This is a genomic window from Kribbella sp. NPDC055110 (assembly GCF_053607525.1).
The window spans coordinates 86297-101317 of record NZ_JBSGTS010000017.1 but is presented as its reverse complement, the minus strand read 5'-3'; the positions used below and the strand labels follow the sequence as shown (position 1 = coordinate 101317).

Here is a 15021-nt window from a genome sequence, read left to right as displayed (position 1 = left end):
GGGCAACCACCCCGGGCAACCACTCCCGGGGTGAGGGGCGGTGGGTGGTGAGGGGTTCGGGCTTTAGTCGAGTAGGGCTGTGGTGAGGGAGTTGGCGTTGGCTTCGAGCCAGGTTTGGCGGGCGCGGATCTTGTCGCCTACTCCTTCGGTCCACATGCGTTGCCAGCCGCCGCCGAGGGTTTCGGCGCGGTACTTCATGGTGTGCCAGGCGCGCTCGTTCAAGCCGATCGTGAGTTCCAGCGCGCGGGCGCGGTCGGTGGGGGAGAGGTCGTAGGCGTCGGCGAGGAGCCGGCAGCGGTGCGGGCGGTCGAGGCCGCGGAACTCGGGGTCGAGGTCGGGTTCGGCGCCGAGTGGGGCCCACCACAGCATCAGGTTCACGAACTCACGGGCCCGGCTCACCGGGCGGGCGAGGTCGAAGTCGATCAGGGCGTACGCGCAACCTTCCCGGAAGACCACGTTCTCCGGCGTGACGTCCTGGTGCCCGACCAGCTCCGGCGGATCGTTCAGGTCCGGCAACCCGGGCGGCTCGATCGGCGCGGGCAGGTTCTCCGGGATGCCGAAGCCCTCGACCGCGTCGTCGTACGCACGCAGCAATCGCGCGACCGAGACCATCCGGTCCTCGTCCGCGATCCACGGCGGCCGCGGGCGGCCCGCGACCTCGCCCTCGACGTACGTGAGCGCCTGGCGGCCGGCCGAGTCGATGCCGAGGAAGCGCGGTGCGCCGTCGAACCCGACCTTCTCCAGGTGCAGCAGGACGTCCTGGACAAGTTCGGCGCGTTCACCGGGCGGCCGCCGTACCGTGTCGCCGACGCGCACCAGGCCTTCGGTCACGTCGCCGCCGAGCAGCGGACTCTCTTCGCCGTCCTCGATCACTCAAAGCCTCATTCCACTGGGTGAAACGTTTGTCTGCACAAAGAAGAGGCGCAGGGTAATGTGCCACGATCCGCACTCGATCGGAGGCACACAGTGACCGCCACCTCTGTGAAAGCTCCACCCGGAGCCAGCCGTACGAGGTACCTGATCCTAGGGCTCGCGTTCGTCGGGCTCTCACTGAATTACCTGGACCGCGCGAACCTCAGCGTCGCGCTGCCGTTCATCCAGGACGATCTGCATCTTGACCTGAGCAACGCCGAGAAGGGTCTGATCCTCGGCGCGTTCTTCTGGGCGTACGACGGGGCGATGCTCGCGGCGGGCTGGTTCGCCGACAAGGTGGGTTCGCGGAAGGCGTTCACGTTCGCCGCGCTGTGGTGGAGCGTCGTCACCGCGCTGACGCCGCTGGCGCGCGGGTTCTGGTCGTTGTTCGCGTTTCGGTTCGCGCTCGGTGCGGGGGAGGCGCCGGCGTACCCGAGTGCGACCAAGGCCGCGTCGCGGTGGTTCCCGGCGCACGAGCGGGCGTTCGCGAGCGCGGTCATCGACTCGGGTTCGCGGGTCGGGACGGTGTTGTCGCTGCCGGTCGTGACCGGGCTGATCGCGTTGGTGAGCTGGCACTTCTCGTTCGTCGTCCTCGGCGTGCTCGGGATCATGCTCGCGGCGGTCTGGTACTGGTACTACCGCGACCCGATGGAGCACAAGCACGCGAACGCCGAGGAACGCGACTACATCGTGTCGAACGGTGCGCGGCTCGACGAGAACGACAGCGAGGCCGCGGCGCAGGTGCGGTGGCGGGACCTGTTCCGGTACCGGACGATCCGCGGGATGATGCTCGGCTTCTTCTGCCTGAACTTCGTCATCTACTTCTTCCTCACCTGGTTCCCGTCGTACCTGAAGGACGCCCGCGGGCTCGACCTGAAGGAGCTCGGGACGCTCGGGACACTGCCCGGGATCACCGCGATCGCCGGCGGGTGGATCGCGGGCATCGTCGCCGACCGGCGGATCCGGGCGGGCGCGGACGTGACGCGGGTGCGGAAGACCGTGATGGTGGGTGGGCTGCTCGGCGGTGCGGCGATCGTGTTCGCGGCGCCGGCGAAGTCGGTGTACGTCGCGTTGCTGTTCCTGGCGATCTCGTACGCGAGCCTGGCGATCGCGGCGACGGGGATCTGGTCCTTGCCGGGTGACGTGGCGCCGTCGTCGCGGCATGTGGCGTCGATCGGCGGCATCCAGAACTTCGCGTCGAACATCGCGGGCATCATCAGCCCGTACGTCTTCGGCCTGCTGCTCGACATCTACCACGGGTCGTACCTGCCGTCGTTCGCGCTCGCCGGGGTGGTGGCGGTGATCGGAGCGTTGACGTACGCGTTCGTGGTCGGGAAGGCCGAACCGCTCCCGGTCCGCGACAGCTAGGTTTGCCAACCCGGCAAGATTGTTTGCCACATCCTGCCGGGGTCGCGCAGCATCGGTGCATGACCACCGAACAGCTCCCTGGCGAGCACTGGAACGCGTTCTACACCGAGCACGAGCAGATCTGGAGCGGCAAGCCGAACGTCGCCTTCGTCGACGAGGTGTCCGGCCTGACGCCGGGCCGGGCGCTCGATCTCGGGTGCGGCGAAGGGGCCGACGCGATCTGGCTCGCGCAGCGGGGCTGGACGGTCACCGCTGTCGACATCTCGTCGGTCGCGCTGGGCCGTGCGGCCGAGCATGCGAAGGCCGCCGGCGTCGGCGACCGGATCGACTGGCAGCAGCACGAACTGGGGAAGTCGTTCCCGGACGGGGAGTTCGACCTGGTGTCGGCCCAGTTCCTGCACTCCAAGACCGAACTGCCGCGCGACGGCATCCTGCGGAGCGCGGCGGCTGCTGTCGCGCCAGGCGGCGTACTGCTGATCGAGGGGCACCTGGGCTTCCCGTCCGGTGAGCACAACCCGCACCCTGACATCCACTTCCCGGAGCCTGACGAGGTGATCGAGAGCCTGGCGCTTCCCGATGGCGGGTGGGAGACGCTGGTCAGCCGTGTGCACGAGCGGGCGCAGGTGCTGCGCGACGGCGTACCGATCAATCGCCGCGACTGCACGGTCAAGCTGCGACGCCACTGAGCCTGTTCACCTGGGCGTCATCCTCGGGGCTGACCCTGTCGTCATGAACACGCCTGATCTGGTGCAAGAGCTCGGCTTTCGCGTGCTGGACGAGGAGGACGACGACCCGGTGCTGCTGCGCGCCGACGGTACGCCGGTGGACACGTGGCGCGAGGGTTATCCGTACGGCGAACGGTTGCCGCGGGAGATCTACGACCGGGACAAGCGCCTGTTGCAGATCGAGCTGCTGAAGCTGCAGTACTGGGTGAAGCGGTCGAAGCAGCGGCTCGTGATCGTGTTCGAGGGCCGTGACGCCGCGGGCAAGGGCGGGACGATCAAGCGGTTCATGGAGCACCTCAACCCGCGCGGGGCGAGCATCGTCGCGCTCGAGAAGCCGACCGAGCGCGAGCAGACCCAGTGGTACTTCCAGCGGTACGTCGCGCACCTGCCGGCGGCCGGGGAGATGACGTTGTTCGACCGCTCCTGGTACAACCGCGCCTGCGTCGAGCACGTGATGGGGTACTGCGACCAGGAGCAGTACGAGGAGTTCATGCGGCAGGCGCCCGAGTTCGAGCGGATGCTGGTGCGGTCCGGGATCAGCCTGGTGAAGCTGTGGTTCTCGGTGTCGCAGGCCGAACAGCAGACGCGGTTCACGATCCGGCAGATCGACCCGGTCCGACAGTGGAAACTATCACCGACCGACCTCGCGTCGCTCGACAAGTGGCAGGCGTACACGGAGGCGAAGGAGGCGATGTTCCACTACACGGACACGCCGCACGCCCCCTGGACCGTTGTCAAAAGCAACGACAAGAAACGCGCCCGCCTGGAAGCCATGCGCCACGTCCTCTCCCGCTACGACTACACAGACAAGGACGAGGCCCTAGTAGGCCACCCCGACCCCAAAATCCTGGGCCCCGCCACCGAAGTCCTGGAACACGGCGAGTCCGCCACCCGAACCTTCCCAGTCCTCTGACATCCCTCGAGTCGTGGGAATTGGCGGAGAATCGGCCGGATCGCGAACCAGGATCCACGACTCGCGAATGCAGCCGCCGACCAAACGCCACGACTCGGTGCATCGAGTTGAGGTCGTGCAGTTGGACGACGCGCTGGGTCGCGTGACGCTGCGGTCGGCATGATCGGCGCAGCCCGCTGTCGCCCGCGGGCGGTAGCCCGCAACTCCCGGCGCAGGCCGGGAACGGATGCACGGCGCCAAGCCGGGGGTGGGTGGGAGCGCGCGGGGGGGGCTTTACGGGGTGAGGGGGAGGTGGACTGTGAAGGTTGCGCCGTGGGGGGTGGTGTCTGTGGTGGTTACGTGGCCGTGGTGGGCGGCTACCAGGGCCGCGACTATGGACAGGCCTAGGCCGGAGCCGCCGGTGGAGCGGGTTCGGGCGGTGTCCACTCGGTAGAAGCGTTCGAAGATGCGGGCCTTCTGTTCGTCGGTGAGGCCGGGGCCGGTGTCGCTGACTTCGAGGATGGCTTCGGGGCCGCGGGTGCCGACGGAGACGGTGATGGGCGCGTCGACTGGCGTGTAGTGGAGGGCGTTGCTGACCAGGTTCCCGAGGACCTGCCGCAGACGTGCCTCGTCACCGGAGACGACCGGCGCCTCGGAATCGGGCAGGATCGTCAGCGAGAGGTGGCGATCAGGCTGCACGGCTTGCGCGTTGTGCAGTGCGTCGGCCGCGATCGGGAGCAGGTCGACGGACTCCATCCGCAACGGACGCTGCTGATCGAGTCGCGCGAGCAGCAACAGGTCGTCGACGAGCAGCCCCATCCGCTTGGCCTCGTCCTCGATCCGGCGCATCGTGTCGGCGTCTGCCACGTCGCCCCGGTGCCGGGCCAGCTCCGCAAACCCCCGGATCGACGTCAACGGCGTACGCAGCTCATGTGACGCGTCCGCGACGAAGCGCCGCATCCGGTCCTCGGACTGCCGTGCGGCCTCCTCCGACTGCTTCGCCACGTCCTCGCTCCGACGCGCCGCGAACTCCGACGCGGTGCGTTGCGCGAACGCGGTCTCGATCTGCCCGAGCATCTGGTTCAGCGCCAGCGACAATCGACCGACCTCGGTCCGCGGGTCCCGCTGCGGAATCCGTTGGCTCAGGTCCCCGCCGGCGATCGCGACAGCGGTGTGCTCCACGTCCTCGAGTCCGCGCAGACTTCGCCGTACGACGTAAGTCCCGACGCCGGCCAGCAGCACCAGAAGGATCACCCCGGCCGCGGCCTGGATCCCGACCAGTCGCTGGATCGTGTGGTCCATGTCCTTCAGGCTCTGCGCGACCATGACGGAGCCCTTGCCGTCGTCGGTCGGCACCGCGAGGACCCGCCACCTGACGCCGCCGGACTCGGCATCGACTCCGAACGGCCGCCCCTCGAGCAGCCGCACCTGGTTGAGGTTGAGCGTCGGCAGCTTCGGCAACGGCTCCGGCTCGTCGAGGCGTGACCCGACCGGCCCCTTGACACTGGACCCGTCGGACTCGTTGAACTGCACCACGAACTGGCTCGGCAGCTGCCGTGGGCCGCCCCCACCGTTAGGCGGCGGAACCGGACGCCGGTCGGCCCGGACATGAGACAGCTGTGCGGCGGTCTGCTGCAGCTGCTCGTCGACGCGGTCGATGAGGTAGCCGCGCATGATCGTGGTCGCCAGCACACCGGACGCGGCCAGCGCGAGCGCGACGAGCGCCAGCAGGACCACGACGATGGTGATGCGCAGCGGGTACCGGTCGGCGAACCGCCGGTGGTTCAGTTGCATCAGTTGGGGCCTCGCGGAGTACGCAGGACGTAGCCGACCCCGCGGACGGTGTGGAGCAGCTTCTGGTCGCCGGTGTCGACCTTACGGCGCAGGTAGGACATGTACGACTCGACCACGCCGGCGTCCCCCGCGAAGTCGTAGTTCCAGACCGCGGACAGGATCTGGCCCTTCGACATGACCCGCTCGGCGTTCTCCAGCAGACACCTCAGCAGCTTGAACTCGGTCAGCGACAGCTGCACGGCCTGACCCGACTTGAAGACCTCGTAGCTGTCCTCGTTCAGTTCCAGGTCCGCATAGCGCAGTACGGCGGCCTCTGTCGTGGTCTCTTCGCGGTGACCGGAACGCCGGAGCAGCGCACGGACGCGGGCGACGAGCTCGTCGAGGCTGAACGGCTTCGTGACGTAGTCGTCGCCACCGGTCTGCAGTCCGAGCACCTTGTCCTCGACCGCGTCCCGGGCGGTGAGGAACAGCACCGGCACGTGCCGATCCTCACCGCGCAAACGGCGTACGACCTCGAAACCGTCCAGCCCCGGCATCATCACGTCGAGCACGACCAGGTCCGGCTCCACGTCCCGCGCCTTGCGCAGCGCCTCGGCGCCGTGGGTCGCCGTGGTCACGTCGTACCCGGCGAAACGCAGGCTCGCGGACAGCAGTTCGACGATGTTCGGCTCGTCGTCGACAACCAGCAGATGCGGACTCATGGTCTCAGTGTGCAGGCGAATCCCATGTGAACCCTGCAAGGTTCCTGGCAATCGCCTGTGAGTCGTCCGCGACTACTCAGAGCAAGCTCAGCGGGGACCGTGCTTGAAGCCCCACTTCTGGCCCGCCGCGTCGCGGACGGTCCCGTCGTTGACCGAACTGGCGGTGGCCTTACCGTCGGTGACCACGGCCGTCACGGTGACGGTGTTCCCGGTCTTCACGTCGGCGATGCCGTCGCGGGCCGCGTTCACCAGCGTGTCCTCGGTGAGCGTGTAGGTCCGGCTGTACCCGTCCGCGCTCTTCACGGTGATCGAGTCCTTGCTGACCGCGGTGACCTCGCCGCGCTGGGTCGCGACGGTCTGGTACCCGCCGCCGTCCTTCGGTACGACGAACTCGCCGTGCAGCGCCCCGCCGAGCCCGAACTCGCCCCGCCCGAATCCGCCCTTGCCCGGTCCACCAGGTTCACCGGGCTTCTGCTGGCCGGGCGTCGCCGGGCTGGAGGGGGAGGCCGACGGCGTCGGGTCCGCGTTGCTCGTTGCCCAGGCGACCCCGCCGGCCGTGGTGGTCACGACCACGGCGGCCACCGTGCCGAGCAGCCGCCATCGCTTCTGTGAGAGCTTCATCCTGCTGCGCCTTCCGTACTGCGTGCCGGGACGTCACCCGGCACTGTCGTTTCACACGGTGGCGCGCGGAGCTGGGACGAACCTTGCCTGCGGATAAGAACAACCTGGCAATCACCTAAGAAAGTCGTCCTCTCCTACCTTGGACGGCCCTCCGGTGGGACTGGAAAGTCGCTGGCAATGTCAGACCACAAACAGCACGGCGATCAACCAGACGGCAGCGGCGAGTGACGTGCCGACGAGCTCGATCAGGATCGAGACGCCGGTCTCGCGGAGCGCGTGCTTGGTCGAGGTCCACGCGGCGGCGTGGTCGCGCTGGCGCTGCAGCTCGGACAAGTAGACGCCGATCGGGAACCCGACGAACATCCCGACCACCGGGATCACGAAGAACCCGATGATGCCGGCCAGAACTCCGAAGAACATCGACCGCCGCGGTACGCCGGCCTCACGGAGCCGACGCTCCGGTACGACGTACTTCACCACCTGACTCGCACCGATCAGGACCACAGCGATCGCGAACACCACCCACCCGGTCGCGCTGCGCTCGACGAGCGCCCAGACCAGGATCGCCGCCAGGCTGAGGATCGCCCCGGGCAGGATCGGTACGACGATGCCCACGATCCCGACGAGGATCGCGATCCCGACGAGTACGGTCACCCCTGTCTCCATGCCCACACTCTCTCGCACCGGCGCACCTTTAGGGTGGAGGCATGTCCCCATTGCACGAACTGGTCACCGCCCTCGCCGCTCCGTGGGTGGTCCTGTCGCCGCGGTCCGGTCAGCTGACCGGCGCCGGCGCCGAGGGCGTGTACGCCCGGGACCGCCGGATCCTGTCCAACCTGAGCGTGACGGTCGACGGACGCGAACCGGTCCCGGTGCATGTCGACGAACGGGACGCGGCCACCCACCAGTACGTCGCGATGGTCGAGGGGCTCGGCGACACCCGGCACGATCCGACCGTGATGCTGTACCGGACCCGGACCGTCGACTCCGAAGGCCTGACCGAGCAGATCACCCTGGTGAACCGCTCGCGGTCGGCGATCGAATGCCGGCTGGATGTTGCCCTCGGCACCGATCTCGCCGGCACGGCCGCGGTCCGCAGCGGCGCCGCCACCGGCCTGCCGCAACTTGCTCCGCTTCCGGATGGCCCGAGCCGCACGCGCTGGGAGAGCGACGACACCCGCGTGGTCGTCACCGCGGACCCCGGCGTCTCGGCCACGCCGCGCATCGAGCCGGGGGAGGAGTTCACCATCACCCTGCGCGTGACCGCCGACTTCCCGAAGTCGAACACCGGTTTCTCGATCGAGCCGCCGGCCGAGCGCACGCCGTACGACGTGACTGTCCACTGTGACGACCGACGCGTCGAACGCTGGCTGGACCGTTCGCTGCAGGACGTCCGCGCGCTTCAACTCGCCGCCGACAACGACCGCTACCTCGGCGCCGGACCGCCCTGGTACCTCACGCTCTTCGGCCGCGACTCGCTGATCTCGTCGGGCATGCTGATCCCCGTGGACCCCACGCTCGCAGCCGGCACGCTGCGTGCACTGGCCGCCAGGCAAGGCACCAAGATCGACGCCGGATCCGCCGAACAACCGGGCAAGATCCCGCACGAGCTACGCGCCGAGGTCGCTGACCATGGCGGCGGCCTGGTCCTCCCGGCCGTGTACTACGGCACCCACGACGCGACCCAGCTGTGGATCATCACGCTGCACAAGGCGTGGCGCTGGGGCATGCCCGCCGACGAGGTCCGCGACCTGCTGCCGAACCTGAAGCGCGCCCTCACCTGGATGAAGGAGTACGCCGACCCGGACGGCGACGGCTTCCTCGAGTACGTCGACGAGTCGGGTCACGGGCTCGCGAACCAAGGCTGGAAGGACTCCAACGACGCGGTGCAGTGGCCGGACGGGACGTTGGCGACGGCACCGATCGCGCTGTGCGAGGTGCAGGGATACGCGTACGCGGCCGCGGTGAAGGGCGCCGAACTGCTCGAGGCACACGACGAGTCCGGCGACGAGTGGCGGGCCTGGGCGGCCGCGCTGCAGGAACGATTCCGCGCGACGTTCTGGATCGACGGCTACCCGGCGATCGCGCTCGACGGCGCGAAGAACCCGGTCGCGGGTCGTGCGTCGAACATGGGCCACCTGCTCGGCACGGGGCTGCTCGACGCGGACGAGGAGCAGACGGTCGCCGACGTACTGGCCGGCGACGACCTGAACAGCGGCTTCGGGCTGCGCACGCTGTCCACCGCGATGACCCGTTTCAATCCACTCGGCTACCACACCGGCAGCGTGTGGCCGCACGACACCGCGATGACGGTCGAAGGCCTGTTCGCGAGCGGTCAGTCCGACGTGGCATCGTCGTACGTCGAGGGCCTGATCCGCGCGGCGGAGGCGTTCGACTACCGGCTGCCGGAGTTGTACGGCGGCCGCGGGACAGGCGAGGAGGGTACGCCGACGCCGTACCCGCTCTCGTGCCGTCCGCAGGCGTGGGCGGCGGCTTCGGCGGTCGCGGTTCTGGTGGCTGCGTTCGGCATCGAGCCCGACGTACCGGGCGGCACGCTGGCGATCCATCCTGCGGACTCGGTGCCCTGGCAGGTGCTTGAACTCGACGGGTTGCGGGTCGGCGGCGAGACGTTGTCGCTGCGGTTCGAGGACGGCTCAGTGGTGGTCGTGGACGCCCCTCAGAGTGCTGTGATCAGCGCGAACGCGGACAGTCCGAGGTAGATCGCCGCGACGATCAGGTTGCGGCGGCGGCTCGTCGTACGGACCGAACGGAAGCGCCGACCGACGGCGTCCGCGCCGACCGCGTAGCAGAGGTCGAGGGTGAGGCCGATCATCAAGGCGCCGACGCCGAGCAGGAGGAGTTCGCTGCGGAGCTGAGCGGGATCCGCGCCGCGGGTCGCGAACTGCGGCAGGAACGCGAGGAAGAACAGCGCTGCCTTCGGGTTGAGCAGGTTCACCACGACGCCGTCGCGGAAGACACGGCCGAGCGGCGCGGCCTGGATATCGGCGGCGTGATCGCTCGCCGGAACCTTGAGTAGCTTGAGACCGAGGTAGGCGAGGTAGAGCGCTCCGGCGACGGTGATCGCGGTGAAGAGCGTGGGCGAGGCCTGCACCACGGTGGCGAGACCGAGCGCGGTCACCACGATGTAGACGAGCGTCCCGGTCTCGACGGCCAGCGCCGAGACGACGCCCGCGCGACGGCCCTGGGTGAGGCTGCGGAGCGAGATGTACAGGTTGTTCGGCCCCGGCATCCCGACCAGCACCACCGTCGCGCCGGTGAACCCCAGCCACTGACCGATCATCATGTGTTTCTCGCCTCCGTACTCGAACTGGACTGCCTTCCGGTACTAGCCTGGCGGCGCGAGAAGCAGTCCACCCGAGCCAATCCGAGGAGAAGTGGACCGTTCTGGAGATCCGTCGGCGCTGGCCGACCTGATCGGGCACCGGCTGAGCACGCGCACCGGCGGCCTGTACCGGCGACTCGCCGACGAGATAGCTGCCCTCATCGGCTCCGACGAGCTCCCGGTCGGCGCCCGCCTCCCGGCCGAGCGACGACTGGCCGACTCGTTGGCGATCAGCCGATCGACAGTCGTCGCGGCGTACGACGAACTCCGCGCCCGCGGCCTGGTCGAGAGCCGGCGCGGCAGCGGTACGACGGTCGCGCACGCCGCCGGACGCGGTCGTTCACGATCCGACAAGCAGATGCCCACCGGGTACGGCGAGTCGCTGTTCCACCGGATCACCGTCGGACCGGGCGAGGTCATCTCGTTGACGTACGCCGTGGATCCCGGGCTGCCCGAACTGTCGTCGGAGCTGATCGCGCTGGCTTCCGACGAGCTGCCCGCACTGCTCGGCGACGTCGGGTACCACCCGCGCGGTCTGCCGGTACTGCGCGAGCGGATCGCGGAACACTTCACCGAGGGCGGACTGCCGACGTCGCCGGACGAGATCGTCGTGACCACCGGCGCGCACCAGGCGATCGCGCTGGCCACGCAGATGTACCTGCGCAATGGCGCCGCGGTAGCCATCGAGCAGCCGAGCTGGCCCGGGTGCTTCGACCTGTTCGGCGCGGCCGGCGGGCGAGTGGTCGGCGTACCGCTGGATGATGCCGGGATCCGGCCGGACCTGCTCGAGGCCGCGTTCGCGGAGCATCAGCCGGCGATGCTGTTCGTGATGCCGACGTTCCACAACCCGACCGGCCGGCTGATGTCGGCGAACCGACGCCGGCAGGTCGCGCAGCTGGCGGCGCGGTACGGGGTCGTCGTGGTCGAGGACAACGCGTACTCGGCGTGGGATCCGGCCGGTCCGGAGATCCCTCCGCCGCTGGCGGCGTACGCGCCGGACGATGCGGAGGTGCTGACGATCGGGTCGGTGTCGAAGGCCGTGTGGGGTGGACTGCGGATCGGGTGGATCCGGGCGTCGCGGCCGCTCGCCGAACGCTTGGCGCGGCACAAGGCGCTGGCCGACCTCGGGAGTCCGCTGATCGACCAGGCACTGACTGCGCGGCTGCTGCCGCGGCTCACCGAGCTGACGTCGGAGCGGGCGCGGCTGGCGACCGTGCGGAAGAAGCTGATGGGGGAGTTGCTGACCGAACGGCTACCGGACTGGGAATGGTCGTCGCCGGTGGGCGGGTCGGCGTTGTGGATCCGGTTGCCGGACACGGATGCTCGGGTGTTCGCGCAGGTGGCGTTGCGGCACGGTGTCGAGGTGGTGGCCGGCCAGGCGATGGATCCGTCGGGCGCGCATGACGACTACCTACGGCTGCCGTTCGCCTACTCCGAGCAAGTGCTTGATGATGCCGTCGCGCGGCTGTCGCGGGCCTGGCAGGAACTAAGGCGGCACGGGCCCGGTCCCGGCGTACCTGTCGTGTAAGCCTTTTGGGCGAAAAGAGGGATGGCGGTTCACCCCTCGGGTGAACCGCCATCGAAGCCTGTGATGACTTTGGCGCCGCCATTGGCGCGTTTAGAACAGCGTGAGGGTCACCGCTCGTCGTCTACGGCGACCGTGGAAGGGGTGGCTTCGAGCCGACCGGTCTCGTCGTGGATGGTGATCGCGATGTTGCGCAGCTTCTCCGAGTGCTCGCGGCCGTGGTGGGCGCAGAAAAGTAGCTCCCCACCGCTGGTCAGGGTGACTCGGACGTAGGCCTGCGCACCGCAGCGGTCACAGCGATCCGCGGCCGACAGGGCCGAACTCGGGGCGAGTGCTGTAGTCATTGAGGCCTCATCTCATCTAGTTCCGTACTCACCAGATAGCAACATCCTGACACGTGGATCGCTTCCCGGTGCGGACAACGTGTCCGTATGTGAGACGAACCACCTGTCTTCGTATGACGCTTGCTGACGCGGAATCGTTTCGTCGGAGGGCGATTTCGTGGTGAGCCACGGAGGCGGGGTGCTTCTTCTCTCACTGTGCGCCATGAATCGATCACCGTCTGCTCGGGTTCGGAGTGTCGTACGCCACTCTTAATCGAGTCCGGATCGATACCTGTCGCAACACCTATGTCCGGTACCCGGCGGCAAGTGTTCGCAGGGCCCGCCTGCCACGTTTTGGGGGTGCGGCCGCATAGGCTGGGGTGTGTAAGTGTGGCAAACCAGTGAAGGAGCCCTGTGGCCGCCCCGACGCCTCGCAGTACCGAGATCGACCCGGCGTACAACGCCCGCCATCTGCTCGTCCTCGAAGGACTCGAGGCGGTCCGGAAGCGGCCGGGTATGTACATCGGGTCCACCGACAGCCGCGGTCTGATGCACTGCCTGTGGGAGATCATCGACAACGCCGTCGACGAGGCCCTGGCCGGCCACGGCGAGCGGATCGACGTCGTGCTCCACAAGGACGGCTCGGTCGAGGTGGTGGACCGCGCGCGCGGGATCCCCGTCGACATCGAGCCGAAGACCAAGCTCAGCGGAGTCGAGGTCGTGTTCACCAAGCTGCACGCCGGCGGCAAGTTCGGCGGCGGGTCGTACAACGCGTCAGGTGGTCTGCACGGCGTCGGCGCATCGGTGGTGAACGCACTGTCCGCGCGGCTGGACGTCGAGGTCGACCGCGGCGGCGTGATCTGGACGACGTCGTTCCGGCGCGGTGTCGCCGGTGAGTTCGACGGCGAAGGCGCCGGTGCCGGCTTCACCCCGTCGAAGGGCCTGCGGAAGGCCGGCCGGGCGAAGAAGGGTGTCACCGGCACCCGGATCCGGTACTGGGCGGACCGGCAGATCTTCACCAAGGACGCCACCTTCAACTACGACGAGCTGGTCACCCGGGCGCGGCAGACGTCGTTCCTGGTGCCGGGGCTCGAGCTGGTGATCCGCGACGCGCGAAGCGACGAGATCACCGAGGAGACCTTCAAGCACGACGGCGGGATCAGTGAGTTCTGCGAGTTCCTGGCCACCGACCAGAAGGTCACCGAGGTCGTCCGGCTGGCCGGGACCGGTCACTTCACCGAGACCGTGCCGATGCTCGACGACGCCGGCCACATGACGCCGACCGACGTCGAGCGGGACCTCGAGGTCGACATCGCGGTCCGCTGGGGCGACGGGTACGAGACCGAGCTGCGGTCGTTCGTGAACATCGTCGCGACCCCGAAGGGCGGCACCCACGTCGCCGGGTTCGAGCGGGCGCTGTCGAAGAGTTTCACGAACGCTCTCGACGGCACCCGGCTGCTGAAGAACGGTGAGGAGATCATCAAGGACGACGTACTCGAAGGTCTGACCGCGGTCGTCACGGTCCGGCTGGCCGAACCGCAGTTCGACGGGCAGACCAAGGAAGTGCTGGGTACGCCGGCGGCGTCGCGGATCGTGGCGAAGGTCGTGCAGACCGAGCTCGAAGCGTTCCTGACATCGACGAAACGTGAGTACAAGGCGCAGGCGCGCGCCGTACTGGAAAAGATCGTCGCCGCATCCCGGACCCGCGTCGCCGCGCGTCAGCACCGCGAGCTGCAGCGGCGCAAGACCGCGCTGGAGTCGTCGGCGCTGCCCGCGAAGCTCGCGGACTGCCGGAGCAACGACGTCGACCGGTCCGAGCTGTTCATCGTCGAGGGTGATTCGGCACTCGGTACGGCGAAGCTCGCGCGGAGCTCGGAGTTCCAGGCGCTGCTGCCGATCCGCGGCAAGATCCTGAACGTGCAGAAGGCGTCCGTCAGCGACGTCCTGAAGAACGTCGAGTGCGCGTCGATCATCCAGGTCGTCGGCGCCGGCTCCGGCCGCACGTTCGACCTCGAGCAGGCGCGCTACGGCAAGATCATCTTCATGGCGGACGCCGACTCCGACGGCGCCCACATCCGGACGCTGCTCGCGACGCTCTTCTTCCGGTACATGCGGCCGCTCGTGGAGGCGGGGCGCGTCTACACCGCCGTACCGCCGCTGCACCGGTTCGAGCTGACGAACCCGAAGAAGGGGCAGGACAAGTACCTGTACACCTACAGCGACTCGGAGTACCAGCGGAAGACCGCCGAACTGATGAAGAAGGGCGTCCGCTGGAAAGAGCCGCCGCAGCGCTACAAGGGCCTCGGTGAAATGGACGCCGACCAGCTGGCCGAAACCACCATGGACCCCCGGCACCGCACCCTGCGCCGCATCACGGTCGACGACGCCGAAGCCGCCGCCCAGGTCTTCGACCTCCTGATGGGCAACGACGTAGCCCCCCGCAAAGAGTTCCTAGTCCAAGGCGCCTACGAACTAGACGAAAACCGCATCGACGTCTAACGCGCACGTCCAGCCCATCACAATCGCCAACCGCCCGCGGCGCACACGCCCACGCACGCTCGCGCACGCCGAAGGCGGCCGATTGTGATGGCCTGGACGTCCGCGTCCCCCGGTTGAGGGTGGCCCGGCGGTGAGTTGGCGGGCGCCTTTCCGGAAAGAATCTTGCACCTGCTGCCACAAATGTTCCGGAAAGCGGTCGCGGCCTGCGGTGGTCGTTGCACGCGCCGTGAGTCGTCCAGACCGAACGCCCAGCCCGGCCGGACGTCCAGCCCATCACAATCGCCGGCCGCTCGGCGCCGCACGCGCACGCACGCCCAC

General features: G+C 68.6%; 13 protein-coding genes. 6 read left to right on the top strand and 7 right to left on the bottom strand.

The genetic code is table 11. The annotated features are described in order from the left end of the window. Positions 1-63 precede the first annotated feature (63 nt). Positions 64-873 carry a hypothetical protein gene (locus ACWF0M_RS25150; protein WP_452238152.1) on the bottom strand — a complete coding sequence of 270 codons (810 nt, stop codon included), beginning with the start codon at positions 871-873 and terminating at the stop codon, positions 64-66. 93 nt (positions 874-966) lie between these two features. Between ACWF0M_RS25150 and ACWF0M_RS25145 the strand changes: the two genes are divergently transcribed. The 3 genes from ACWF0M_RS25145 to ppk2 are packed head-to-tail and all read left to right on the top strand — an operon-like array spanning position 967 to position 3918. Beyond that, a complete protein-coding gene (locus ACWF0M_RS25145) occupies positions 967-2280 on the top strand; it encodes an MFS transporter (RefSeq protein WP_452238151.1) in 1314 nt (437 codons plus the stop codon). Positions 2281-2339: 59 nt separating this feature from the next. After that, positions 2340-2966, top strand: coding sequence for an SAM-dependent methyltransferase (locus tag ACWF0M_RS25140; protein ID WP_452238150.1), 627 nt, complete (start codon positions 2340-2342; stop codon positions 2964-2966). A 43-nt stretch (positions 2967-3009) separates the two neighbouring features. Beyond that, positions 3010-3918, top strand: coding sequence for a polyphosphate kinase 2 (ppk2, locus tag ACWF0M_RS25135; protein ID WP_452238149.1), 909 nt, complete (start codon positions 3010-3012; stop codon positions 3916-3918). 273 nt (positions 3919-4191) lie between these two features. Here the strand turns inward: ppk2 and ACWF0M_RS25130 are convergent, their stop codons facing one another. The 4 genes from ACWF0M_RS25130 to ACWF0M_RS25115 form a co-directional block, all read right to left on the bottom strand. Next, the gene (locus tag ACWF0M_RS25130) at positions 4192-5691 is read right to left on the bottom strand and encodes a sensor histidine kinase (protein ID WP_452238148.1); all 1500 of its coding nucleotides are present in this window, start codon (positions 5689-5691) and stop codon (positions 4192-4194) included. Continuing rightward, on the bottom strand, positions 5691-6392 hold the full coding sequence (locus ACWF0M_RS25125; protein ID WP_452238147.1) for a response regulator transcription factor: 702 nt from the start codon (positions 6390-6392) through the stop codon (positions 5691-5693). Before ACWF0M_RS25125 ends, ACWF0M_RS25130 begins: the two co-directional genes overlap by 1 nt. Positions 6393-6479: 87 nt before the next feature. Further along, positions 6480-7013 carry a hypothetical protein gene (locus tag ACWF0M_RS25120; protein ID WP_452238146.1) on the bottom strand — a complete coding sequence of 178 codons (534 nt, stop codon included), beginning with the start codon at positions 7011-7013 and terminating at the stop codon, positions 6480-6482. A gap of 180 nt (positions 7014-7193) precedes the next feature. Beyond that, entirely contained in the window at positions 7194-7697 is a 504-nt protein-coding gene (locus ACWF0M_RS25115) for a DUF456 domain-containing protein (protein WP_452238145.1), read from the bottom strand. 23 nt (positions 7698-7720) lie between these two features. Between ACWF0M_RS25115 and ACWF0M_RS25110 the strand changes: the two genes are divergently transcribed. Further along, positions 7721-9733, top strand: coding sequence for a glycogen debranching N-terminal domain-containing protein (locus ACWF0M_RS25110; protein WP_452238144.1), 2013 nt, complete (start codon positions 7721-7723; stop codon positions 9731-9733). On the opposite strand, the gene ACWF0M_RS25105 is transcribed toward ACWF0M_RS25110, so the two are convergent. Further along, a complete protein-coding gene (locus ACWF0M_RS25105) occupies positions 9691-10317 on the bottom strand; it encodes a LysE family translocator (protein WP_452238143.1) in 627 nt (208 codons plus the stop codon). The genes ACWF0M_RS25110 and ACWF0M_RS25105 overlap by 43 nt on opposite strands. Before the next feature lie 91 nt (positions 10318-10408). Here ACWF0M_RS25105 and ACWF0M_RS25100 point away from each other — a divergent pair, with 91 nt between their 5' ends. Then, the gene (locus ACWF0M_RS25100) at positions 10409-11884 is read left to right on the top strand and encodes an aminotransferase-like domain-containing protein (protein WP_452238142.1); all 1476 of its coding nucleotides are present in this window, start codon (positions 10409-10411) and stop codon (positions 11882-11884) included. Between the two features lie 107 nt (positions 11885-11991). Here the strand turns inward: ACWF0M_RS25100 and ACWF0M_RS25095 are convergent, their stop codons facing one another. Next, positions 11992-12225: a DUF7455 domain-containing protein gene (locus tag ACWF0M_RS25095; protein WP_452238141.1), complete on the bottom strand. Its 234-nt coding sequence runs from the start codon at positions 12223-12225 to the stop codon at positions 11992-11994. A gap of 393 nt (positions 12226-12618) precedes the next feature. Here ACWF0M_RS25095 and ACWF0M_RS25090 point away from each other — a divergent pair, with 393 nt between their 5' ends. Then, on the top strand, positions 12619-14703 hold the full coding sequence (locus tag ACWF0M_RS25090; RefSeq protein ID WP_452238140.1) for a DNA gyrase/topoisomerase IV subunit B: 2085 nt from the start codon (positions 12619-12621) through the stop codon (positions 14701-14703). Positions 14704-15021 lie beyond the last annotated feature (318 nt).

Coding starts and splice junctions, on each gene's coding strand:
- ACWF0M_RS25130 (WP_452238148.1), bottom strand. CDS start 5,691: ATGCAACTGAACCACCGGCGGTTCGCCGACCGGTACCCGCTGCGCATC.
- ACWF0M_RS25110 (WP_452238144.1), top strand. CDS start 7,721: ATGTCCCCATTGCACGAACTGGTCACCGCCCTCGCCGCTCCGTGGGTG.
- ACWF0M_RS25140 (WP_452238150.1), top strand. CDS start 2,340: ATGACCACCGAACAGCTCCCTGGCGAGCACTGGAACGCGTTCTACACC.
- ACWF0M_RS25120 (WP_452238146.1), bottom strand. CDS start 7,013: ATGAAGCTCTCACAGAAGCGATGGCGGCTGCTCGGCACGGTGGCCGCC.
- ppk2 (WP_452238149.1), top strand. CDS start 3,010: ATGAACACGCCTGATCTGGTGCAAGAGCTCGGCTTTCGCGTGCTGGAC.
- ACWF0M_RS25125 (WP_452238147.1), bottom strand. CDS start 6,392: ATGAGTCCGCATCTGCTGGTTGTCGACGACGAGCCGAACATCGTCGAA.
- ACWF0M_RS25095 (WP_452238141.1), bottom strand. CDS start 12,225: ATGACTACAGCACTCGCCCCGAGTTCGGCCCTGTCGGCCGCGGATCGC.
- ACWF0M_RS25105 (WP_452238143.1), bottom strand. CDS start 10,317: ATGATGATCGGTCAGTGGCTGGGGTTCACCGGCGCGACGGTGGTGCTG.